At 72.5% G+C, this 23039-nt stretch carries 21 protein-coding genes and 1 riboswitch; of the genes, 12 read left to right on the plus strand and 9 right to left on the minus strand.

All coding sequences use genetic code 11. From position 1 onward, the window contains the following. Positions 1 to 21: 21 nt before the first annotated feature. A riboswitch (cyclic di-AMP (ydaO/yuaA leader) is annotated at positions 22 to 137 on the minus strand. Between the two features lie 1067 nt (positions 138 to 1204). After that, positions 1205 to 1492 carry a MoaD/ThiS family protein gene (locus HUO13_RS03045; RefSeq protein ID WP_211899985.1) on the minus strand — a complete coding sequence of 96 codons (288 nt, stop codon included), beginning with the start codon at positions 1490 to 1492 and terminating at the stop codon, positions 1205 to 1207. Positions 1493 to 1496: 4 nt separating this feature from the next. Next, positions 1497 to 2555 carry a GTP 3',8-cyclase MoaA gene (gene moaA, locus HUO13_RS03050; protein WP_432757820.1) on the minus strand — a complete coding sequence of 353 codons (1059 nt, stop codon included), beginning with the start codon at positions 2553 to 2555 and terminating at the stop codon, positions 1497 to 1499. 183 nt (positions 2556 to 2738) lie between these two features. Here moaA and HUO13_RS03055 point away from each other — a divergent pair, with 183 nt between their 5' ends. The 5 genes from HUO13_RS03055 (at position 2739) to HUO13_RS03075 (ending at position 6732) form a co-directional block, all read left to right on the plus strand. Further along, entirely contained in the window at positions 2739 to 3137 is a 399-nt protein-coding gene (locus HUO13_RS03055) for a TOBE domain-containing protein (RefSeq protein ID WP_211899986.1), read from the plus strand. Positions 3138 to 3139: 2 nt separating this feature from the next. Beyond that, positions 3140 to 3901, plus strand: coding sequence for a molybdate ABC transporter substrate-binding protein (gene modA, locus HUO13_RS03060; RefSeq protein ID WP_432757844.1), 762 nt, complete (start codon positions 3140 to 3142; stop codon positions 3899 to 3901). A gap of 65 nt (positions 3902 to 3966) precedes the next feature. Then, positions 3967 to 4737 carry an ABC transporter permease gene (locus HUO13_RS03065; RefSeq protein ID WP_211902617.1) on the plus strand — a complete coding sequence of 257 codons (771 nt, stop codon included), beginning with the start codon at positions 3967 to 3969 and terminating at the stop codon, positions 4735 to 4737. Between the two features lie 28 nt (positions 4738 to 4765). After that, the gene (locus HUO13_RS03070) at positions 4766 to 5941 is read left to right on the plus strand and encodes a sulfate/molybdate ABC transporter ATP-binding protein (protein WP_211899988.1); all 1176 of its coding nucleotides are present in this window, start codon (positions 4766 to 4768) and stop codon (positions 5939 to 5941) included. Positions 5942 to 5967: 26 nt separating this feature from the next. Then, entirely contained in the window at positions 5968 to 6732 is a 765-nt protein-coding gene (locus HUO13_RS03075) for an HAD-IIA family hydrolase (RefSeq protein WP_211902618.1), read from the plus strand. 9 nt (positions 6733 to 6741) lie between these two features. Here the strand turns inward: HUO13_RS03075 and HUO13_RS03080 are convergent, their stop codons facing one another. The 3 genes from HUO13_RS03080 to HUO13_RS03090 form a co-directional block, all read right to left on the minus strand. After that, on the minus strand, positions 6742 to 7083 hold the full coding sequence (locus tag HUO13_RS03080) for a hypothetical protein (RefSeq protein ID WP_211899989.1): 342 nt from the start codon (positions 7081 to 7083) through the stop codon (positions 6742 to 6744). A gap of 92 nt (positions 7084 to 7175) precedes the next feature. Further along, positions 7176 to 7574 carry a YccF domain-containing protein gene (locus HUO13_RS03085; RefSeq protein ID WP_211899990.1) on the minus strand — a complete coding sequence of 133 codons (399 nt, stop codon included), beginning with the start codon at positions 7572 to 7574 and terminating at the stop codon, positions 7176 to 7178. Positions 7575 to 7652: 78 nt separating this feature from the next. Continuing rightward, on the minus strand, positions 7653 to 8438 hold the full coding sequence (locus HUO13_RS03090) for a PhzF family phenazine biosynthesis protein (RefSeq protein ID WP_211899991.1): 786 nt from the start codon (positions 8436 to 8438) through the stop codon (positions 7653 to 7655). A gap of 92 nt (positions 8439 to 8530) precedes the next feature. Here HUO13_RS03090 and HUO13_RS03095 point away from each other — a divergent pair, with 92 nt between their 5' ends. The 7 genes from HUO13_RS03095 to HUO13_RS03125 all read left to right on the plus strand — a co-directional run bounded on the left by HUO13_RS03095 (position 8531) and on the right by HUO13_RS03125 (position 18636). Further along, positions 8531 to 10147 (plus strand): AMP-binding protein, encoded by a 1617-nt coding sequence (locus HUO13_RS03095; protein ID WP_211899992.1) that lies wholly within the window; start codon positions 8531 to 8533, stop codon positions 10145 to 10147. Positions 10148 to 10344: 197 nt separating this feature from the next. Continuing rightward, positions 10345 to 10590 carry a hypothetical protein gene (locus HUO13_RS03100; RefSeq protein ID WP_211899993.1) on the plus strand — a complete coding sequence of 82 codons (246 nt, stop codon included), beginning with the start codon at positions 10345 to 10347 and terminating at the stop codon, positions 10588 to 10590. Beyond that, positions 10587 to 11906: an EsaB/YukD family protein gene (locus HUO13_RS03105; RefSeq protein ID WP_211899994.1), complete on the plus strand. Its 1320-nt coding sequence runs from the start codon at positions 10587 to 10589 to the stop codon at positions 11904 to 11906. The genes HUO13_RS03100 and HUO13_RS03105 overlap by 4 nt, the downstream gene beginning before the upstream one ends. Before the next feature lie 18 nt (positions 11907 to 11924). Next, positions 11925 to 13310, plus strand: a complete 1386-nt coding sequence (locus HUO13_RS37240; RefSeq protein WP_249124413.1) for a MinD/ParA family ATP-binding protein — start codon at positions 11925 to 11927, stop codon at positions 13308 to 13310. A gap of 46 nt (positions 13311 to 13356) precedes the next feature. Beyond that, positions 13357 to 17277, plus strand: a complete 3921-nt coding sequence (gene eccCa / locus HUO13_RS03115; RefSeq protein ID WP_211899995.1) for a type VII secretion protein EccCa — start codon at positions 13357 to 13359, stop codon at positions 17275 to 17277. A gap of 43 nt (positions 17278 to 17320) precedes the next feature. Continuing rightward, positions 17321 to 17671, plus strand: coding sequence for a hypothetical protein (locus HUO13_RS03120; protein WP_211899996.1), 351 nt, complete (start codon positions 17321 to 17323; stop codon positions 17669 to 17671). Beyond that, entirely contained in the window at positions 17656 to 18636 is a 981-nt protein-coding gene (locus HUO13_RS03125; protein WP_211899997.1) for a DUF6177 family protein, read from the plus strand. Before HUO13_RS03120 ends, HUO13_RS03125 begins: the two co-directional genes overlap by 16 nt. Here the strand turns inward: HUO13_RS03125 and HUO13_RS03130 are convergent. The 4 genes from HUO13_RS03130 to HUO13_RS03145 are packed head-to-tail and all read right to left on the minus strand — an operon-like array spanning position 18633 to position 23034. Further along, on the minus strand, positions 18633 to 19064 hold the full coding sequence (locus HUO13_RS03130; protein ID WP_249124414.1) for an HD domain-containing protein: 432 nt from the start codon (positions 19062 to 19064) through the stop codon (positions 18633 to 18635). The two genes, HUO13_RS03125 and HUO13_RS03130, sit on opposite strands and share 4 nt — an antisense overlap. A gap of 23 nt (positions 19065 to 19087) precedes the next feature. Further along, positions 19088 to 19678, minus strand: a complete 591-nt coding sequence (locus tag HUO13_RS03135) for a hypothetical protein (protein ID WP_211899999.1) — start codon at positions 19676 to 19678, stop codon at positions 19088 to 19090. A gap of 6 nt (positions 19679 to 19684) precedes the next feature. After that, positions 19685 to 22690 carry a toxin glutamine deamidase domain-containing protein gene (locus HUO13_RS03140; protein WP_211900000.1) on the minus strand — a complete coding sequence of 1002 codons (3006 nt, stop codon included), beginning with the start codon at positions 22688 to 22690 and terminating at the stop codon, positions 19685 to 19687. Further along, positions 22687 to 23034 (minus strand): DUF6507 family protein, encoded by a 348-nt coding sequence (locus tag HUO13_RS03145; protein ID WP_211900001.1) that lies wholly within the window; start codon positions 23032 to 23034, stop codon positions 22687 to 22689. Before HUO13_RS03145 ends, HUO13_RS03140 begins: the two co-directional genes overlap by 4 nt. Positions 23035 to 23039: the final 5 nt, after the last annotated feature.

Below are 23039 nucleotides of genomic sequence, written 5' to 3' on the forward strand. Positions count from 1 at the left end.
GTTCCTCTCTCCTGCCGCGCCTGCGAAGTGAGCTGTCGGGTTCGGGCTGAGAGGCAGCCCGGCCGGTCCTCGGACCGGCTTCACCCCTAGGGCGTTCGGGGCGCCCAGTGGTGGTTCCCCCGCCCCTGTCCGGTTTCTCCTGTTTCGGGGATCCGGAGGCCCGCCGGACAGGGCTCGGCGCTGCGGGCTTCCGGGTTCTCGCTTGGCCGGTTCGGGGCCGACCGAGGAGCGACACTACGTAATCAACGAGCCGATCGGAAATCTCTGCTTATGTGACGGTGGTCACAGTAACGCTGCGGTTGGGTGATCCGATCCGAGGTATCCGTGCTGATCAGAGCGTCGTTATCAAGTCGTGTCCGGCCCGAGATCGATCACCGTCAGTGAGGCGTGGGTCACCCTTTTTTCGCCGTTGCAACGTCGGTGTCAGGCCGCCGTAACCCTGAATTCGGGCTTCCAGGGCGGGATTCGGACCTCTGATCAACTTCACTGATCGAGTTCACGTGGACGCGAGGCGTGATCAAAGTGCATGGTCCCGCGCTCGTCCCCGTCGGGCTCGCGCGACCGCGCCGGAGACGATCAGCGCGCCGGACGCGAGACATCGGACGTATTCGGGGTGTGTGCGCAGAGCAGCCGAACACATACCGACATCACACGAGCGGGTTATCCCGACACGCCGACGTCGTGTTGTATACGCGCATGCGCGCGGGCGCGGGCGCGCGGACAGATAGATAAGGAATGGTCGCGGGCGTCGACGGCGGGACTCGTGTTCGCCGCGGGCGGACGGGAGGCTCCGCCCGCGAGGCGACCTGCGGAGCGGGTATGGCGCGATCTAGGCGATGCGGACCGTGACGAGTGGACGAACAGCACGGGGCCCGTGATCGGATCTGCGGTCGGCTCACTTCGGCTCGGCGGCGGAGACGCTGACCAGTTCCGCGGCGGCCATGGCGGGGCCCTGACCGTGCGGCGGCGGGAGACGCGACAGCGGCGGCTGCATGGCCGTGCGGTGGTTGTCCGGTGCCTGACCGCAGTGGCCGCTGGTGGCGCCGTCAGATCGTGTGGGTGTGGTGGAGCCCTGGCCGTAATCGTGAGTGGCAGTGCCGGGGGACCAGGCGGTGTGGTGGCGCCTGGTCGTAGTCGTGCGTGGCAGTGCGGGGGTCCAGGCGGTGTGGTGGTGCCTGGTGTCTCCCGACCGCCTACCGGCGGCTCAGCCGCCGGCGAAAGGCGGCAGGATGTCGAACTCCGCGCCGTCGGAGATCTCGACGGCGCGGTCCCGGACGGCTACGCCGTCCAGGAGGAAGCTGCAGGCGGGCACGACCTCGGCGAGTCGCTCGCCGCGGCTGCTGAGGACCGCCTCGATGAGGTCCGACGCGCGCAGCGGCCGCCCGTCGGTGGGCCTGGCGAGGCGCACGACCTCCTCCGCGACGCCGGCGGCGGCGCGCGCCCCGGCGAAGTAGCGCACCTTGACCGCCAGGTGCTCCGACACCGCCGTCATCGGCTCAGCCCCCGATCGCGCTCATCGGTCGCGACGGCTGGGCGAAGCCCTCGGTGTCCATGCCGTGCCCGGCCTTCTTCGCCCACATCGTCTCCTGCCACAGCCTCATGATCTCCTCGTCGCCCGCTCCCGCCCGCATCGGCCCGCGCAGGTCGGTCTCGGTGGCCGAGAACAGGCACGACCGCAGCTGCCCGTCGGCGGTCAGCCGCGTCCGGTCGCAGGTCGAGCAGAACGGCCGGGTCACCGAGCCGATGACGCCCACCGTCGCGGGGCCGCCGTCGACCAGCCAGCGCTCGGCCGGTGCCGAGCCGCGTTCGGCGGCGTGCGGGGTCAGGTCGAACTCCGTGCCGAGCATCTCCAGGATCTCCTCGGCGGTGATCATCTGCGTGCGGTCCCAGCCGTGCTGCGGGTCCAGCGGCATCTGCTCGATGAACCGCAGTTGGTAGTCGTGCTCGACGCAGTAGCGCAGCAGGTCGCACGCCTCGTGCTCGTTGAGCCCGCGCATCAGCACCGCGTTGACCTTCACCGGCTCCAGCCCGGCGGCCTTGGCCGCCTCCAGTCCTTCGAGGACGTCGGAGAACCGGTCGCGGCGGGTCAGCTCGCGGAACGTGTCGCGGTCCAGCGTGTCGAGCGAGACGTTGACCCGGTTCAGGCCACCGCGCTTGAGCGCGTCGGCGTAGCGGCCGAGGTTGATGCCGTTGGTGGTCAACGACGTCTTCGGGCTGGAGGGCAGCTCGGCGGTCGCGCTGATGATGTCGACGAGGTCCTGCCGCAGCAGCGGTTCTCCGCCGGTGAAGCGGACGTTGGTCACGCCGAGCTCCTCCACCGCGATCCGGATCAGCCGGATCATCTCGCCGGTGTCGAGCAGTTCGGAACGCTTGAGCCACGGCAGCCCTTCGGCGGGCATGCAGTAGGTGCAGCGAAGGTTGCACTTGTCGATCAGCGACACCCGCAGGTCCGTGGCGATGCGGCCGAAGCGGTCCACCAGTTGCGGGGTGTCGGGTCGCGTCGACATGTCGGTCGTGGGGCGCACGACCGGGATTCCCAGGTCCACCGCGGTCACCTGTCGACCCTAACGCGCTGCGGCGCTGATTTCGATCGGCGCGGAGGCATTTGTACTGCTTCTCCCAAACCGGCATCTGCGCAGGTAGTGGCATCGGAGGAAGCTACGAAACCGATCACCGTGACGCATTTGCGGGGCTCCGGGCCTGGTTGCCGCCGTGGATGCGGAAGTATCGTCTCTGCCGTGCCGCACTATCGGATTTCTGAGGTCGCCGGCCTGCTGGGTGTCAGCGACGACACTGTGCGCCGCTGGGTCGACGGCGGTGCCCTTCCCACTGGTCGGGACGCAAGCGGGCGCATCGTCGTGGACGGCGCCGCGCTCGCCCGCTTCGCGCGGGACCAGGCCAAGTCCACCCCGGACCCGTCCGGGGTCGGGCGCTCGGCGCGCAACCGGCTCGTCGGGCTGGTGACCGAGGTGGTCTCGGACCGCGTCATGTCCCAGGTGGAGATGCAGTGCGGGCCGCACCGCGTGGTGTCGCTGATGAGCACCGAGGCGGTGCGGGAGCTGGGGCTGGAGCCGGGAGTGCTGGCGGTGGCGGTGGTCAAGTCGACGACCGTCGTAGTGGAGACACCAGGAGAGTGATGATGTCGCGGATCAGGCCGGCGGTGGCGGGGCTGGTGGCGGTCCTGCTGCTCGGCGGCTGCGGGCAGGCGGCCCCGCAGCAGCAACAGCAGCAGGAGCGGACGTTGACGGTGCTGGCCGCGGCATCGCTGACCGAGTCGTTCGACGAGATCGGCAGGCGCTTCAGCGCCGAGCACCCGGGCGTGCGGGTCCAGTTCGACTACCAGGGCTCGTCGACGCTGGCCGAGCAGGTCAACCAGGGGCGCGGCGCCGACGTGTTCGCCTCCGCCGACACCAGGAACATGGACAAGGCCGCCGCGAACCTCGCGGCCCCGGCGGAGACGTTCGCGACCAACCGGCTGGCCATCGCCGTGCCGAAGGGCAACCCCGCCCGGGTCGCCTCGCTGGCCGACCTGGCGGCGCCCGGCCGGGTCGTCGTGGTGTGCGCGCCGCAGGTGCCGTGCGGTTCGGCGACGGAGAAGGTGGAACAGGCCGCGGGCGTGCGGTTGCAGCCCTCCAGCGAGGAGGACGACGTGAAGGCGGTGCTTCAGAAGGTCTCCGCTGGCGAGGCCGATGCCGGGCTCGTCTACGTCACCGACGCCCGGTCCGCGGCGGGCGAGGTCGACTCCGTGGAGTTCCCCGAGTCGGGCAAGGCGGTCAACACCTATCCGATCGCGGCGCTGAAGAACGCTCCGCAAGCCGAGCTGGCCAAGCAGTTCCTCGCGTACGTGCGCGGACCCGCCGGCCGCGAGGTGCTCACCGCGCACGGGTTCGCGACGCCGTGACGTCGGCAGCCGGGGTCGAGGCGGGCCGGAAGCGGTCGCGGCCCTCCCACCGGCACCAGGTCGCGGTGCCCGGTGTGCTGTGGGTGCCCGCGCTGCTCGGTCTGGCGCTGATCGTGCTGCCGGTGGCGGGGCTGTTCCTGCGGGTCGACCCGGTGCGGTTGCCTGCGCTGCTGAGCAGCGAAGCCGCGTTGAGCGCGCTGGAGCTGTCGGTGCGCACCGGACTGGTCTCGACCGCGCTGGCGCTGGTGCTCGGCGGTCCGCTGGCCGTGGTGCTGGCCAGGTCGGGGATGCGCGGACTGCGGGTCGTGCGCGGGCTCGTGCTGCTGCCGCTCGTGCTGCCGCCGGTGGTCGGCGGCCTGGCGCTGCTGTACCTGCTGGGCCGGACGGGCCTGGCGGGTCAGGCGCTGGAGGTCGTCGGCGTCCGGCTGCCCTACACGACGGCGGCGGTGGTGCTGGCCCAGACGTTCGTCGCGATGCCGTTCCTGGTGGTGGGGCTGGAGGGTGCGCTGCGCACGGCCGGCGCCCGCTACGAGCAGATCGCGGCGACCCTGGGCGCGGGGCCGTGGCTGGCGTTCCGGCGGGTGACGGTGCCGTTGATGCTGCCCGCGCTCGGGTCGAGCCTCGTGCTCACCTTCGCCAGGGCGCTCGGCGAGTTCGGTGCGACGATCACGTTCGCGGGCAGCCTCCAGGGCACCACCCGCACGCTGCCGCTGGCCATCTACACCACGGCGCAGTCCGATGTGGATGCCGCGGTGGCGATGTCGTTGCTGCTGGTGGCGGTCGCGCTGCTGGTCATCGTGGTCGCGCGGCCGAAGGCCGTGGAGGGGCAGTCGTGACGGGAGCGGTCCGGCCGGAGGTGCGGTCATGAGCCTGCGGGCCGACATCGAGGTGCGGCGCGACGAGTTCGCGCTCACCGCTGAGCTGGCCGTCGCGCCGGGCAGGGTCCTGGCGGTGCTCGGACCAAACGGGGCTGGCAAGTCGACGCTGCTGTCGGCGCTGTCCGGCCTGCTCACACCCGACCGGGGACGCATCGAGCTGGGCGGGCACTTGTGGCTCGACACCGAGCGCCGCGTCCGGGTGCCGACGCACCGCCGCGGCGTCGGGCTCCTCGCGCAGAACGCGCTGCTCTTCCCGTACCTGACGGCCCTGGAGAACGTCGCTTTCGGACCCCGTGCGTCCGGAGTGGGCAAGGCCGAGGCCCGGCGGACGGCCGCGCACTGGCTGTCCGAAGTGGACGCCGCGGAGCTCGCCGACCGCAAGCCAGGGCAGCTCTCGGGAGGTCAGGCGCAGCGGGTCGCGCTGGCGCGGGCGCTGGCGGCGGACCCGAAGCTGCTGCTGCTCGACGAGCCGCTGGCCGCGCTCGACATCGACGCCGCACCCGCGATGCGCGGGCTGCTGCACCGCGTGCTGCGCCGCCAGCAGCGCCCGACCGTGCTGGTCACCCACGACGTCCTCGACGCCGTGGTGCTGGCCGACGAACTGGTCGTGCTGCTCGACGGACGGATCGTCGAGGCGGGGCCGACCAGGCAGGTGCTGTCCCGGCCCAAGGAGGCGTTCACCGCGCGCATCGCCGGGCTCAACCTCCTGCCCGGCGTCGCCGCGGACGGCGGGCTCGAACTGGTGGGCGGCACGACGGCGAGCGTGGCCGTGGAACCCGGCGACGCCGGCGCCGGGGGGCCGGAGGCTCCCGGAGCAGCCGGCCAGGGCGGCGCCACCGTCGCGCTGCACGGCCGGGTCGCCGAGCCGCTGGAGGCAGGCGAGCCCGCGGCGGCGGTGTTCGCGCCGTCGGCGGTCGCCGTGCACCGCGACCGCCCGTACGGCAGCCCGCGCAACACGATCCCGGTCCGCCTCACCGGCCTCGAACCGCGCGGTGACGTGGTGCGGGTGCGAGGCGCGGTGCGGGACTGCCCGCTGGCCGCCGACGTCACACCCGCCGCCGTCGCCGACCTGTCGCTCGTCCCGGGTGACGAGGTCTGGTTCGTGGTCAAGGCCGCAGAGGTGGCAATCCACCCCGTCTCCGGAGGATCATCTGGGTCGTGACTGAACCAGCCCCCTGGACCTACCTGATGGACATGGACGGCGTGCTCGTGCACGAGGAGCACATGGTGCCCGGCGCGGACACCTTCCTCAACGCACTGGGCGAGCACGGCATCCCGTTCATGGTGTTCACCAACAACTCGATCTACACCCCGCGCGACCTGCGTGCCAGGCTGCACCGCACCGGCCTCGACGTGCCGGAGGAGGCGATCTGGACCTCAGCGCTGGCCACCGCCCAGTTCCTGGAGAAGCAGCGGCCCGGGGGCTCGGCCTTCGTCGTCGGCGAGTCCGGGCTGACCACCGCGCTGCACAACATCGGTTACGTCCTCACCGACCGCGAGCCCGACTACGTCATCCTCGGCGAGACCAGGACCTACAGCTTCGAGGCGATCACCAAGGCGATCCGGCTGGTCGAGGGGGGCGCCAGGTTCATCGCCACCAACCCCGACGAGAAGGGCCCGAGCCGGGAGGGCACGCTGCCCGCCACCGGCGCGGTCGCCGCGCTGATCGAGCGGGTCACCGGGCGGGCGCCGTACTACGTCGGCAAGCCGAACCCGCTGATGATGCGGTCGGCGCTGCGTCAGCTCGGGGTGCACTCGGAGAACACGCTGATGATCGGCGACCGGATGGACACCGACGTCCGTTCGGGGCTGGAGTCCGGGCTCCAGACGATCCTGGTCCTCTCGGGCATCTCCGACGAGCACACCGCGGAGCTGTTCCCGTACCGGCCGACCAAGGTCGTGCGTTCCATCGCCGACCTGATCGACCACGTCAAGGACCCCTTCTGGGCCTGAGGCGGCGCGTCAGGCCGGGGGTGACGTCCTCGCGGCGCGGAGGCCGTCACCGCCCGGCCGGTCAGCGGTGGCCCGCGCGGCGGGTTCGGCGCGGCAGGGGCACTCGTGCTCGGTCTTCGCGCCCGGTGCCCGGTTGAGCTCGTCGGCGAGCTGCTCGGCGGCGTCGCGCACCAGCTCGGCGCGGCCGCCGATCGAGCCGTCCCAGTGCCGCTGAGCGGCGGCGAGCCGGTCGAGCAGGTCCGACTGCAACCGCAGCCGTTCGACCTGTTCCCAGGTCGCGGTGCCGTCGCGGCGCCGCAGCACCCGTTCGATGACCGCCGCCACCCGCTCCAGTTCGAGGTCCGTGATCATGTGCCCCCCTGGTCTGGTGAAATGCCGGACACCAGATGGGAGGGGCACACGACCCGCGACACACGGAACTGTGACGCAACTCACGTCAAGGGTCAGTGCACGTGGTAGAGCCGCTGCGCGTCGGCGTCGACGATGCGCTTGCCCAGCGGGAACAGCGACACCGGCACCAGCTTGAAGTTCGCGATGCCGAGCGGGATGCCGATGATCGTCACGCACTGCGCCAGGCCGGTGACGATGTGCCCGAGCGCCAGCCACCATCCCGCCAGCACCACCCACAGGACGTTGCCGACCGTCGAGAACGCGCCCGCGTCGGGCTCGTCGACCAGTCGCCTGCCGAACGGCCACAGCGCGAAGTTGGCCATCCGGAACGAGGCGATCGCGAACGGGATTCCCACGACCGTGATGGCCAGCACGGCACCGGCCACCACGTAGCCCAGCGCCATCAGCAGGCCGCCGAAGATGAGCCAGACGATGTTGAGCAACAACCTCATGCCACCAGCCTGACACTGATCGGCCCCAGTGCCCTCAGGTTCGACCCCGAGATCGGGCTCCGGCCCCTGAGAGGGTGATCACGCCAGCAGTTCGCCCTCGAGGACCGTGACGGCTCGGCCGCGCAGGCCGACGCGGTCGCCGCGCAGGCTCATCCGCACCGTGCCGCCGCGTGCCGAAGCCTGCTCGCCGACGAACTCGGCGCCGTGGCCGGTGCGGTCGAGGCGGACCGACCACCACGCGGCCAGCGTGCAGTGCGCGGAGCCGGTGACCGGGTCCTCCGGGATGCCGACCCGGGGCGCGAAGACCCGGCTGACGAAGTCGACGCCGTCGTGGTCGCCGGGGGCGGTCACGACCACGCCCGGCTTGGGCACCTGCACCAGCGCGTCGAAGTCGGGGTGCAACGCCCGCACCTCCGCCGCCGACGCCGCCCGCACCAGCAGCTTCGTGGCGCCCTCTGCGACCTCCTCGATGGTGATGCCGGGCAGTCCCGCGGTCAGCTCCTCCGGCGGCTCGACCGGTTCGGCCACGTCGGCGGGGAAGTCCATCTCGATCCAGCCGTCCTCGCCCGCGGTGCAGCGCAGCTCCCCGCTGGCGGTGTCGAACAGCTGGTCGCCGCCGAGGACGTGCGCGGTGGCCAGGGTCGCGTGCCCGCACAGGGGCACCTCGGTGTCCGGGGTGAACCAGCGCAGCGGTTTGGCGGGCGCGTCGCCGCCCACCACGACGAACGCGGTCTCGGAGTGCTTCAGCTCCGCCGCGACCGACTGCATCCACGCCGCGTCGGCCGGCGCGTCGAGCAGCACCACCCCGGCCGGGTTGCCGCTGAAGGCTCGGTCCGTGAAGGAGTCGACGACGTAGGCGCGCACGGGGGCACACTCTATGTGAACCGGCGGCTCGACTCGGCGCGGACGCCTGGGCGAAGATGCCGTGGTCCACGTCACGAGAACGAGGAGGCGGTATGCCTGCCGAACTCAGCTATGCCTCGGGGACCTCCGACGTGCCGCTGCTCGGCGACACCATCGGCGGGAACCTCGACCGGACGGCCGCCAGGTTCCCGGAGCGCGACGCGCTCATCGAGCACGCGACCGGACGCCGCTGGAGCTACCGCGAGTTCGTGGCCGATGTGGACGCCCTCGCGCTCGGCCTCCTCGGCGCGGGCGTCACCAAGGGCGACCGGGTGGGCATCTGGTCGCCGAACCGGGCCGAGTGGACGCTCGTGCAGTACGCGACGGCGAAGATCGGCGCGATCCTGGTCAACATCAACCCGTCGTACCGGGTTCACGAGCTGGAGTACGTGCTCAACCAGGCCGGGATCCGGATGCTGGTCTCCGCGCGGGCGTTCAAGACCTCCGACTACGTGTCGATGGTCGAGCAGGTGCGGGCGAAGTGCGCGGCGCTGGAGCAGGTCGTGTTCCTCGACGGCGGCGAGTGGGACGCGCTGTTCGACCGCGACGGCGACCCGGCGCGGCTGGCCGCGATCGAGCTCTCGGCCGACGACCCGATCAACATCCAGTACACCTCGGGCACGACCGGCTTCCCCAAGGGCGCGACGCTGTCGCACCACAACATCCTCAACAACGGCTTCTTCGTCGGCGAGCTGTGCCGCTACACCGAGGCCGACCGGGTGTGCATCCCGGTGCCCTTCTACCACTGCTTCGGCATGGTCATGGGCAACCTGGCCTGCACCAGCCACGGCGCGGCGATGGTCATCCCGTCGGAGGGCTTCGACCCGCGCACCGCGCTGGCCGCGGCCGCCGAGGAGCGCTGCACCTCGCTCTACGGCGTGCCGACGATGTTCATCGCCGAGCTCGACCACCCGGAGTTCGCCGAGTTCGACCTGTCGTCGCTGCGCACCGGGATCATGGCCGGGTCGCCCTGCCCGGTCGAGGTGATGAAGCAGGTCATAGACCGGATGGGCATGGCGGAGGTGGCGATCTGCTACGGCATGACCGAGACCTCGCCGGTGTCGACCCAGACCCGCGCCGACGACTCGCTGGAGCGGCGGGTGTCCACCGTGGGCCGGGTCGGGCCGCACCTGGAGGTCAAGATCGTCGACCCGGCGACCGGACTGACCGTGCCGCGCGGCGTGCCCGGCGAGCTGTGCACGCGCGGGTACTCGGTGATGCTGGGCTACTGGGAGCAGGCCGACAAGACGGCCGAGGTCATCGACGCCGCGCGCTGGATGCACACCGGCGACCTGGCCGTGATGGACGCCGACGACTACGTGGGCATCACCGGCCGGATCAAGGACATGGTGATCCGGGGCGGGGAGAACGTCTACCCGCGGGAGATCGAGGAGTTCCTCTACACCCACCCGGACATCCTCGACGCGCAGGTCATCGGGGTCCCGGACCCGCGCTACGGCGAGGAGCTGATGGCCTGGGTGCGGCTGCGGGAGGGCGCGGCGGAGCTGACCGCCGAAGCGCTGCGCGAGTTCTGCACCGGCAAGCTCGCGCACTACAAGATCCCGCGCTACGTGCACGTGGTCGAGGAGTTCCCGATGACCGTCACGGGCAAGGTCCGCAAGATCGAGATGCGGGAGGAGGCCAAGCGCCTGCTCGGCCTCGACACCTGAGGTGGCTCGGGCGGCGGCGCCGTGCGCCTGAGACGAGCGCTGACCGGTCCGGGAGCGGGGGCCGACGCAGGTCGCGGCGGGCGTCGGCCGACCTGCTCCGACCTCAGTGGACCACCGCGCGAGGCGGTCGGTGATCCTCGCCGGTGGTTCCCGCGGATCGTCCCTTCCAGCGGAAGGCCGCTAGTACCATTCCGCGGGTGGCACGAGAGTACGACGCGCAGCTCCTCGAGTCGGTGGCCGTCCGGCGCGGGAGGTTGCGCGAATCGCTGCTGTGGGGCCGGGCTCGCCGCCAGATGGCGACCGTCGACAACCTCAAGCGCTTCGCGATCAGCGTCGTGGTCGCCGCCGTGTGCTGCGCGGGCTGCGTCGGCTGGTCGTTCCTGGAGAACGCGCTGGCGCAGCAGAAGCGCCAGCAGACCACGAGCAGCCAGGTGGTGCGATGACCCCGCCGCAGGCGACCGGAACGCTCACCCGCCTGACCCTCGCGGCCCCGTGGCGCCGGGTCGACCTCGTCCTGCCCTCCGAGACCCCGCTGGGCGAACTGCTGCCCGAGATCGTGCGGCTGCTCGGCTACCAGACGGCCGAGTCGCCCGAGGCGTATCGCCTGTCGCTGTTCGACGGCCGGGTCGTCGAGCTCGACCAGAGCCTGCGCTCGGCCGCTGTGCCCGACGGTGCGCTGCTGCGCGTCGACCGGATCAGCGAGGCGCCGATGCCCGCGGTGGTCCACGACGTGACCGACGAGGTCGCCGACGACCTGGACCGCCGGCCCGGCCGCTGGGGTGACGACGCCCGGCGCTGGCTGGCGACCGCGGTCGTCTCCGGCGCGGCGGTCTGGGCCACGCTGCTCGCGGCGCCGACCGCACCCCCGCTCGTGCTGGTGGCCGCCGGGCTGGTCGCGCTCGTCGGCGGCACCGCGCTCGCGCTGCCCGGCGCCCGCGTGGTCGGCACGGCGGTGCTGGTCGCGGGTGCCGCGACCACCGCTACCGCGGTTCCGCACTGGCTGGCCGAGTGGCCGCTGCGCTCGCTGGCCTGGGCTGTGCTGGTCGGGTTGACGGTGCTGGCGGCCGGCGCCGCCAACGGCCGGTTGCGGGCGGGTGCGACCGGCGCGGGCACGCTCCTCGGCCTCCTCGTGCTCTGGGCGGTGCCCAGCGCGTTGCACCTTCCCCCGGAACGGACCGCGACGCTGCTCGCGATCATCTCGACCGTCACGCTCGGTCTGCTGCCCAGGCTCGCACTGGTGACCTCCGGGCTGACCCGGCTCGACGACCAGCAGCTCGGCGAGCGGCCGACGACCCGCGGCTCGGTCCGCGCCGCGGTCGACTCCGCGCACCGGGGCCTCGCGCTGGCCGTGGTGTTCGCGGCCGCCTCGGCCGCGCTCGCGGGCTGGACGCTCGCGCACGCCGCCAACGGCTGGGCGGTCGCGCTGGCCTGCCTGCTGGGCGTCACCACGTGCCTGCGCGCCCGTGCCTGCCCGCTCACCGCCGAGGTGGTGAGCCTGACCGCCGCGACGCTGGTGGTCGTCGTCGGACTGGTGAGCAACTGGCTGCTCGTCGCGCCGGCGCAGTGGTGGGGCGGCGTGCTGGTGGCGGTCGCGGTGCTGGGCATCGGCTTCGCGGCGCTGGCCTACCGGCCGCCCGCGCACGTGCGGGCCCGCGCCCGGCAGCTCGCGGACCGCGTCGAGGGCATCGCGGTGGTGGCGATGGTCCCGGTCGCCGTCGGCGTCTTCGGTGTCTACGAACGCCTGCTGCAAAGTTTCTGATCACGGAAGGGCTCACCAGTGTCCACTTCGGACCACACGCCCGGCGGGCAGCCGGGGCCGCCGGCCGGACGGCCGTGGCGCGGTGGCGCGACCGAACGCCCGCCGTGGGAGAAGGACGCCGACGCCGACACCACGCAGCGCATTCCGCCGGTCCAGGACACACCCGCGGGGCAGCAGAACACCGGAGCGCGCCCGCAGAGCGCTGCGCCGGGGCAGCCTGGGACGGGGCAACAGAGCCCGGCGACGGAGCAGCAGGGCATGGCGCCGGGGCAGCAGCAGCCACCGCCGGGCCAACAGCCGGCGACTCCTCCGAACGCGACGTCAGGACGCCCGGGGCCCTCGGCGCCGGGCCCGGTCGTCCCGCCCGGCCCGGCCGCGCCGCCGCACCGCGGTGCCGTTCCGCCGCCGTCCCAGCAGCCGACCGTCCGGCACGCGCCGTCGCAGCAACCCACGGTCAAACACCCAGTCAGGCCAGGGGCCTTCGCGTCGCCCCAGCACGAGCAGCCGCCGCCCCGGCTGCCGTCGTCGCCGGGCAAGTCGAACGAGCTGGTCGGTCGCGTGCCGCACGGCGACTCCGCCGCCCGCCGCATCGGCCGCGCGGTCGTGCGCGCGTTCTCCAGCACCAAGCAGCCGCGCGAGCTGGAGGAGATCCTCACCGCGGTCCAGGCGCCGATCACCACCGGCCGCCGGATCGCGGTGACCTCGGTGCGCGGCGGCGCGGGCAAGACCGCGGTGGCCGCGATGCTCGGTTCGGTGTTCGCAGGCCGGCGGGCCGAACCGGTGCTCGCCGTGGACGCCGACCCGGATGCCGGTTCGCTGGCCTGGAGGCTCGGCGTCGAGTCGGCGATGACCCTGCCGGGCCTGGCACCCGCCCTCCAGACCGCCAGCGGTCAGGACCTCTCCAGCGTCGACCGGCTGCTGCCGCGCACCTCCCGCGGTCTGTGGGTGGTGCCCGGCGGAGGAGCCGCGCAGCCGCAGCTCGCGCGCGATGTCACGCGTGCGCTGTCGCGCCTGTTCGCGGTCGCCGTGCTGGACTGCGCGACCGGCATGAACAACCCCGCGGCCGGCGCGGTGCTGTCCGACGCGCACGCCGTGGTCGTGGTCGCGCCCGCGAGCCCGGACGGTGTGCGCACCACCGCCGAGGCGCTGACGCGCATCGGCCCGGCCGCGCTGCAGCACGTCGTCGTCGCGCTCAACGCGGTGGACCGCACCGGCGCTGCGGCGCTGCGGACCGAGCAGGCGTTGTCGCTGTTCTCCCAGCTCGGGCTGCCCGCGGTGGTGCTGCCCCACGACCGCCACGCCGGTGCGGGCGGCCCGATCGACCCCGGCAGGCTGGCCGAACCGACCGTCACCGAGGTTTCCCGGCTCGCGGCGTGGTCACTGCGCCGGGCCCGGCCGCTGTAGTGGCCGCCGTGACCACCGCACGACCCGCACGTCCGAAGGAGGCGCAGTGACGACCCGCCTGGTCCACCGGCCTGCGCGCACTGTGCGTCCGCTCGGCGGCGAGGACCCGCTGGACATCGACCCGCCGCCGCTGCTGCCGGAGGGCAAGACGGCAGCGGGCGTGCAGGGGCTGCTGCCGATGGCCGGTGCCGCGGCGTCGATGACGATGATGATGTTCTTCCGCGGCAGCGGCTTCGCCGCGCTCGGCGCGGTCGTCATGCTGGTCTCGGTCTGCGCGGCCGCGCTGTTCTACTTCACCCAGCGCGGGCAGGCCACCCGCAAGCGCCGCCAGCAGCGCGAGCGCTACCTCGACCACCTGGAACAGCTCCGGGACGACCTGCGGGACTGGGAGCAGGACTTCCAGCGCCGCGCCTCGGTCCCGGACCCGCCGGTCGGCAGGCTGCTCGACCTGGTGCACGATCCGGCCAGGCTGTGGGAGCGGCGCCGCGGCGACACCGACTTCCTGCTGGTGCGCGTCGGCACCGGGCACCAGCCGGTGCGGGAGCTGCGGATGCGCGTGGAGGGCACGCCGGTCAACCCGCCGGACCCGTTCATGCTCGCCGAGGCCAACGCGCTGCGCCGCCGGTTCGGCACGGTCCCGCACCTGCCGCTGCGCGTGAACCTGGACCGCGCGGGCGACGTGTCGCTGATCGGCGAGGGCCGCGACGAGGTCCTCGGTGCCGCCCGCACCCTGATCGCGCAGGTCGCGGCCATGCACGCGCCCGACGACGTGATGATCGCCGTGATCACCCCGCCGGAGCGGGAGGCGGACTGGGCGTGGGTGCGGTGGCTGCCGCACGCGATGGACCGCGCGCACATCGGTCCCGGCGGACCGCAGCCGCTGTTCGCCCCGGACGCCCCGGCGCTGGCCGCGCTGCTGGCCGACGACCTCACCGACCGCGCGACGCGCGCGGCGCAGGCGTTCCGCCACGGCTCGGGTGCGGGCGAGGCGGTGACGCGCTCGCGCCTGCTGGTGATCGACGACGCCTTCGGAGACGTGGCGCGGAAGCTGCCGACGCCGGACAAGGGGGTCGGGCTGGACCGGCTCGGCGTCACGGTGCTGCACCTGCTGTCCAACCGGCTGCACGAGCCGAGTGAGATCTCCAGCCGGGTGACCGTCGGCGAGCAGGTCACCGTCGAGCAGACCGAGCCGCGGGCGCTGCGCGCGGGCACTCTCGAGCCGGCCTCGCACGCCTTCGCCACCGGGCTGGCCCGCGAGCTCGCCCCGCTGCGCCTGTCGGCCGACTCCTACGACGACGGTTCGGGCACGCCGCCCGCGGACTTCCTCCAGCTCCTGGGCATCGACGACCCGGCGAAGCTCGACGTCGAGCGGATGTGGGCGCGGCGCGGCGAGCGCGACTTCCTGCGGGTGCCGATCGGCGTCACCGGGCTGGGCAACGCGACGCTGCTCGACCTGAAGGAGTCCGCGCAGCTCGGGATGGGTCCGCACGGGCTGTGCGTCGGCGCGACCGGGTCGGGCAAGAGCGAGCTGCTGCGCACGCTGGTGCTCGCTCTGGTGGCCACCCACTCACCGCGGCAGCTCAGCCTGGTGCTGGTCGACTACAAGGGCGGCGCGACGTTCGCGCCGTTCGAGAGGCTGCCGCACACCGCGGGCCTGATCACGAACCTGGAGTCGGACTCCTCGCTGGTCGAGCGGATGTACGCCAGCCTCGACGGGGAGGTCCAGCGCAGGCAGCAGCTGCTGGCCGACGCAGACAAGAGCGTGGACATCACCCAGTACGCGATGCGCCGCGCCGCCCTGGGCGAGCCGGAAGAACTGCCGCCGTTGCAGCACCTGTTCGTGGTGATCGACGAGTTCGGCGAGCTGATGACGGCGAAGCCGGAGTTCATCGAGCTGTTCCTGCGCATCGGCCGCATCGGCCGGTCCATCGGCGTGCACCTGCTGCTGTCGAGCCAGCGCATCGAGGGCGGCAAGCTGCGCGGGCTGGACACCTACCTGTCCTACCGGCTCGGGCTGCGGACGCTGTCGGAGATGGAGAGCCGGACGGTGCTGGACACCCCGGACGCCTTCCACCTGCCGCCGCTGCCCGGCGCCGGCTACCTCAAGGTCGACACCAGCGTGTACGACCAGTTCAAGTCCGCATACGTGTCGGGTCCGGTCGCCGAGCCGGAGGAGGCTCGTCCCGTCGAAACCGGGACGCCGCCGGTCCTGGCCATGCCCCGCTACGGCTCGCCGGACGAGCAGGAGCAGACCGACCAGCCGAAGGCGACCCGGCGCACCACCGGACCAACGCTGCTGTCGACCATCGTCGAGCAACTGGAGGGCGCGGCCGAACCGGTCGCACCGGTATGGCTGGAGCCGCTGCCCTCGGCGGTCACCCTCGACCAGGCCGCGGGCGGCTTCGACGTCACGGTGGACGGCCTGCGCCTGCGGGAAACCGGCGCGGTGGGCCTGCCGGTGCCGATGGGACGGCTGGACGACCCGGCCCGGCAGTGGCAGGGCACCTGGACGCTGGACCTGTCGGTGGCGGGCGGCAACCTGCTGGTCCTCGGCGGTCCGGGCGCGGGCAAGACCACCGCGCTGCGGACGCTGGCGCTGGGCCTGGCCTGCGCGCACCGCCCCACCGACGTCGGCATCTACGGCATCGACCTGCTCGGCAGCGGCATGCGCGCCCTGGCCGACCTGCCGCACGTCGGCGGTGTCGCGGGCCGCGACGACCGGGAGCGCATCCGCCGCACCGTCGACGAGCTGCACGGCATGCTGGCCGAGCGCGAGCGGCTGTTCCAGCGCAGGCAGGTCGACGACATCGCGCAACTGCGCGGGAAACCGGCCGAGCTGCCCTGCACCGAGGTCGTGCTGCTGATCGACGGCTACGGCCAGCTCGCGGGCGAGTTCGAGGCGATCGAGGAGCGGGTGCACGACCTGCTGGCCCGCGGCGGCCGCTACGGCATCCACGTCGTCGCCACCGCGCGCCGGTGGAACGAGGTGCGCGGTGCCCAGCAGGTCGGCTTCGGCAACCGCATCGAGCTGCGGCTGACCGACCCGGCGGAGTCGAGCATCGACGGCAAGCTCGCCCGCGCGGTCGGCGCCAAGCAGCTCGGCAGGGCACTGACCACCGACCGGCTGTTCGCCCAGGTCGCGCTGCCCCGGCTGGACTCCGTCCCGGACCCGGCGGGCTCCGGGCTGCCGGAGGCCGCCGCCCTGGTGCGCAGCACCTGGACCGGACCGGTGCCGCCGCCGATCCGGGTGCTGCCCGCGGTGCTCGACCCGCGGGAGCTGCCCGCCACCGACCGCGGCACGGTCGCCCTGGGACGCTTCGAGAACGACTTCGACGCGGCGAACCTCGACCTCTTCGGGCGCGACCAGCACCTGCTGGTCCTCGGCGACACCGGAACCGGCAAGACGAACCTGCTGAAGCTGGTCACCTCGACGCTGGTGGGGCAGTACTCGGCGGAGGAGATCGTCTTCGCGGTGTTCGACCCCCGGCACGGGCTGGAAGGCCTGGTGCCCGAGGACCACCTCGGCGGCTACGCGAGCAACCACGCGCTGGCCAACCAGCTCGCGCAGGCGGTGTCGCAGGAACTGGTCAAGCGCGGGTCACCGGACCACCCGGCGCGGCCCAGGATCGTGCTCGTCATCGACGACTACGACGTCCTGGCCGCCTCCGGCAGCCAGCCCCTCGCGCCGTTCGCACCCTTCCTGGCGTCGGGCCGGGACCTCGGGCTGCACGTCGTCATGACCCGTCGCGTCATGGGCGCCGCGCGCGGCCTGTTCGAGCCGTTCACCATGGGAGTGCGGGAATCGGGCTGCCTGAGCCTGCTGATGTCGGGCGACCGCTCGGAGGGACAGCTCTTCCCGGGAGTGCGCCCGACGACGCTGCCGCCGGGGCGGGCTCTGCTCGTCCGGCCCGGCGACCGGACCCGCACCGTGCAGACCGCGTTCGTGGACGACCTGGAGGACTCGTGATGCGAGCTGTCGCGGAGGCGCCGCCGAACTGGCCGGAGGCGTCGTGACCTTCGACATCGTGGCCCTGTGCCGCGAACAACCGGGTCCGGGCGCGATGCTCGCGGCGATGCGGGCGGCAGGTCCGGAACTGCGCGTCAACACCATCGACGAGGCGCAGCTCATCCAGCTCTACCACGAGGACGGGCGGCTGATGATGACCACCGAAGGGGCCCGGCTGGTGCAGGTGCGCGGCGAGGTGCGGCGGTTGCTCGGCTTCGACGAGGACGTGCCGCACCCGGTGTGGTGGGTGGAAACCCGGGCGCCCGGCGGCGACCCGGAAGCCGAGGCCGCGGCCCGGCGCTTCACCCAGGCCCTGGTCACCACGTCGGGAGGTGTGTCGTGGTCGACGCGCTGACCGGGCATCCCGCCGCCGACCGGGAAACCGCCGAGGCGATCGTCGTCGAGCAGGACCGCCGCGTCGTGCCGCTGTCGAGCTGGCTCGCCGACGCGGCGGTGACCGCTGCCGCGGGCGGACGGGTCCTGCACGTGCTCACCCCGGCCCGCAGCCGCATCACCTACCCGCTGGAACTGCTGATCACCGACGGCCACGCGCAGTGGGTGGTGCGCGACGGTGTCGAGCGCTTCCGCGACGGCATCACCGGCGAACCGCTGCGCTGGAACGGCGCCCGCTTCACCGCCGCCGACGGGCCCACCGCCCCGCCGGTGCCGACCCGGTCGGGGAGCCTGGAGGTGCAGATCACCACCCTGCACGCGGCCGACAACGCCCTCCAGCTCGGGCTCAGCACAGAGGCCGCGATGCACGCACTCGTGGGCGCCGCGCCCGCGGGCTGGGGAGTCGCCGAGCCGGCGTCGGAGCGATGGTCGCCGCGCGAGCTGACCCGCCACTGCCACGGCCGCTCGCCCGCACCCACCAACGTGGTCGTGGTGGGCGGCGAGGATGAGCTGGCGGCGGTCGGGTCGTTGGAGGTGACGCGGGTCGACACCGGCGTGCGGGAACGGCTGCGACTGGCGGGACCGGCGAGCACCGCCGTCGGCCAGGACGCCATCGAGGACCTGGCAGCGGCGGTCGCGGGCAAGGCGCGGTCGGTGCTGGTGTCGTCGCACCCCGGGCGCCTCGACGGACTCCGCTGGCACACACCGACCATGCCCGCGCTGCCCTACGGCATCCTGGTCGGCCACCAGGTGGTGCAGCAGCGCGGTGTCGAGCACGCCCAGTCCGCCCCGGCCGCGCGCGTCCGCATCCTCGGCATCGACCGCAGGCGCGCCTGCTGGTGCCGCCTCGACGGCGGGCAGAAGGCACCGTACGAACTGCTCACCGACGTCCTGCACCACTTCGGCCTGCCGACTTCGGGGGACTAGATCCCGAGAAGCGCTCGCATGTGCGCGTACTTGCGGGTGAGCCGTGCCTGCGTTTCGGCGTCGAGCGCCGCCAGGCGGGCCGGGTCGGCGTTGTGCGCGAGGTCGGCTTCCTTGACCAGCCGGGCGCCCGGCGTCGCCAGGATGCGGGCGGCGTAGTCCTCCGGGGATTCGCCGGCGCGCTTGGTCAGGGCGAGGACGATGTCGACCGTCTGCGGCGCGAGCGGCGCCTCGCGCAGCCACTGCTCGCTGAGAGCGTCGTCCTCCACTGCGTCGTGCAGCCACGCCGCCGCGATCTGCTCCTCCGACCCGCCGCGCGCCCGCACCCCGGCCGCGACCGCCGCCAGGTGCTCGGCATAGGGCCGCCCGGCCTTGTCGACCTGCGACGCGTGCGCCCGCCGGGCGATCGCCTCGACTTCGGCGAGGTTCATCAGCCCCACTGCTTACCTCACGTCTACGACTGGGCCAGCTTCGAGCGGATCCTTCTGACGAACTCGGCCGCCTCCCCAGGAGTGATCTCCACGTGCTCGTCCTCGTTGTGCCCGAGTTCGTACTTGCGGAAGTAGTCAGTGGGCTCCCACCGCAGGTTCCGGGTGAAAACCTCGTCGGTGGTCCTGCCCGCCGCGGTGCGACGGCGCAGGATTCCGCTGGGATTGCTGCGGGTGCGACCAGGCGTGAGCAATCCGTAGTAGATGACCTCCGTGACCGGTTCCGCGCCGCCGGACGACCACCAGCGCTCACCGTCGGCGACCGCCTTCACGTAGTCCTCGACGGCGGGCGTGGTCGGTGCCCAGTGGACCGGCGAGCCGTCCTTGGGAACGACGATCCCGCCGCTCATCAGCCCGTCGGCGGGGTTCCCGCTATCGATGGCTCGCACCGTGTCCACGGCGAAGGTCTCGGCGATGTCGAAGTCCCGCGTGACCTCGTCCCGGACCGCGATCCGTCCCAGCTTCGGGTGGCTGATCTCCTCCCCGAAGTGGCGCGCGAGGAACTCGTGCAACCTGCGCCGGGCCTCCGGGCTACCGCTGTGCGGTGCCTGCGACATCGTCAATCATCTCCCGATCGGCAAGTACATGATGTTGACGTTCTTCTCCAGGAGTGCCAGACCGCCGGTCTGCCCGTCCAGGAAGACAACGCCGTTCTGATCGTGGACCACGTTGAAGACGTGCGCGGAACCGGGGCGACCGATGTAGACCATGCCGCGAGCGCCTTCGCCCCGCGCCGTTATGTCGCCGATGATGTCATCGTAGGACGACACCTGGCGGAAAGCGGCCGGGTCGGCTCCGAGGGACCGCGCGTAGTCGGCGAAGGTGTTGCTGCTCAGCCCCCAGCCGGGCCCTTCGGGCCACGGCAGGGCCGATGAGGGCGTTCCGGTGAAACCGAGGTCGACGGCGCGAACGCAACGGCTGCAGTTCTGATCGCTGCCGGGAACACCCCGCTGGAAGCGGTCGACGTTGACGTCGACCACGTACGGGTGGTGCTCGGCGACGTAGCGCTGCGCCTGCTCGGGAGTCGCGGTACCGGAATGCAGCGCGGGCTTGCTGTTGACGTCGGTCGTCCCGGACACCGCGGACCAGTCGGGATCGGCGTTGTCGGCACCGTCGCCGTGCTCCGCGGGATCGCCCGGATCCGCCGGGGCGTGATCAGGATCCCCGTCGTGAGGGCCATGCCCGTCGGCGTCCGGGTGCTGGGGCGGGGCGTGGTCGGCGGGATCCACCGCCGCGCGTTCGGCCTCCAGCGTCTGCTTGAGCTCGTGCAGGCGGTCGACCGCGTGATCGGGAACGTCGACCTGACGGAAGATCTCCGCCTGGGCCTCGGCCGCCCGCAACCGGTCCGCTTCGTTCGTGGCGACCCGTTCGGCTTCGTAGAGGCCGTGGGTGTCCATCTTGGCCTTGAAGCTGTCGGGCGTGTGGAACTGGAGCTCGAAGATGCGCCCCGTCGCGGGATCGCGCCAGGTGGAGTTGACGCCCTTGTAAGTGTCGGGGTTCTCCCAGGTGGGCTTGAAGGTGACGTTCTCGTAACCCCGGGCGCGAAGGTCGTCGACCGCGCTCAGGACGCCGTCGGTGTAGTTGCGCGCCGGCATCTCGATCGTGTAGCGGACCGAGTCCTTGACGTTGGTGAGGATCTCGTCCGGGCTGAGATCGGGGTACTTCGCCAGGTCCTGCGCGAACTTGCGCTTGAACGAGTCTTCGCTCTTGAGCACGAAGTCCGGATACCCCTGGAGCCTGGCCCCGTCGATGCCCTCCGCGATCGACCGGACGTGCGGGGTCACGTGTCCTTCGGTGACACCGGCGCCACCGAGGTAGCGGTCCGCCGCCGCGTTCATCTCTGGTGACAGGTCGTACCGGGTGCCGTGCTCGACGTTGACCCACGACCCGTCGGGCTGGTTGCCGAGTCGCTCGGGCAGCGAAGGAGTGTCGGCTCCCGGAGCAGGGCTGACGTTCGACGGGTCGCCGCTGTCCGGCGAGCTGGTGTGGTCGCCATCCGGGCGGTCCCCGTCCGGCGTGTGGCCGTCGCTCGGAGCGTTGCCGTCGCTCGGCGTGTGGCCGTCGACCGGGGTGTGCGCGTCGGCTGGTGTGCGGCCATCAACCGGGCTGTCACCGTCGGGCCGGGTCGGGCCATCGCCGGAGACGTGGCCGTTGCCGTGGTGCGATCCGCCGACAGGACCGTCGGACGGTTGCCGGCTGTCCGGGACACCGTTGTCACGCGGGCCGTCCGTTGCGGTGTGCCCGCCCTGGTGTGTCCCACCGCCGTGGTGGCCGTCCGGGGTGTGGTGCAGGCCGTCGCCGACGCTGGGGCCGCCGCCGCGGGGTCCGCCGTTGTCCATGCGTGCGACGTCGGGGCCGCGGGTGTCCGGGATGTCGGTGTCGACGCGGTGCCCCAGCGACGGGCCGTCGCCCGCCAGGGCCGGGGTGGGGCCGAGGTGGGGGATGTTGATGTCGAGCTTGTTGGCCAGCTTGATGCCCAGCTCACCGACGGTGGGCATCTTCGCCACGAAGTCGCCTGCCCGCACCAGTCCGCCGCCGACCTTGGCGGCCATCCCGGCGACCTTGCCGCCCTGGATCGCCGCGCCGGCGCCCTTCAGGCCGGCGCCGGCGCCCTTGGTGCCGACCACGGCGGAGACGATGTTGAACGTCGCCTGCCCGGCCGCGCGTCCGTTGTGGCCCTTGCCCCACTGGTCGTAGGCGATGATCGACTTGCCCGCGTTGAGCAGCGTGCCGCCCATCTCGCCGCGCTTGAAACCTGGCAGGCCGATCGTCTGGTCCGCCACGATCGTGAGGGGGTTGGCGTAGGTGCCGAGCGCCAGCGCGAACGTGCCGAGCCCCTTCCACGCCGCGCCCGCGGTGGACCAGCTCCACTCGCCGTTGGCGTAGCCGATCAGCGCGCCGAGGTCGGTGACCATCTGCACGGCGCCGTCCTTGATGCCGACGAAGAAGTCGCCGACGTCGCCCCAGAAACCGCCGTCGTGCTCCTCCGCCTTGCCCCACGGCAGGCCCTCGCCGAGGGCCGAGTTGAGCTGGTCCTCGGTGTAGCCGAACTCGTTGGGGTCGCGCCTGCCGTCGCCGTTGTCGGCGACGTACTGGGTCCCGCCGTAGACCGCGTTGATCGCGTTGGCGCAGGTCCGCTGGGCCTCCATCCACTCGGCGACGGCCTCGTTGACCTGCGAGAGCAACTGGTTGTGCTGGTTGACCTTGCCCTCGTCCTCGCGCCAGTCGTCGTCGCCCTCGACCGAGGCCACGAAGGTCTGCGCCTGCGCCCGCAGTGACTCCAGCCTCGCCTTGATCGGCTTGACCGTCGTCGCGTAGGCCGAGAGCGCCCCGGCGACGGTCTCGACGTTGCCGCCGACGGTGTCGCTGACCGCCGACACCGGTTGCGTGGCGTTGAGCAGCTGACCGGCCTCCGGCGCGTCGTAGACCGCCGACAGGCCCTGCCACTTCGCGTGCACGTCGGCGCCGGTGGAGGCGAAGGCCGCACCGGCGGTCCTCAGCGTCGAGGCGTGCCCGGCCAGCGCGTCCATGTCGCCGGGGATCTGCGGGATCTCGGCCGGGTTGATCACCGGGCGCCCCCGTTCGGCATGGTGCCGCGCGGGTCGGGGGCGGCGGTGGCGTTGGACTGCGCGTTCGCGGCCATCTCCAGGTCACCGCGCACGTACGCCTGGGTGGCGTTGACCGCGCCGTTCATCGCCGCGCCGGTGCGGGTGAACACGAACTCGATGCTGGACCGCTGGGAGTCCGCGAACCCCGTCAGCGCCTGCCCGATGATCCCGGACGACGCCTGCGTCCCGGCCCCCTCCATCGCGCTGTTGATCGATCGCAGGTGGCCCTCGAAGTCATCGGCCACGCCTTCGACCTGCTGCAAAACGCCCTGCACACCTGCGGGCTGGATGTCCCAGCGGCCCACGACGA

The sequence above is a fragment of the Saccharopolyspora erythraea genome (assembly GCF_018141105.1).
In the GTDB taxonomy this organism is placed as follows: Bacteria; Actinomycetota; Actinomycetes; order Mycobacteriales; family Pseudonocardiaceae; genus Saccharopolyspora_D; species Saccharopolyspora_D erythraea_A.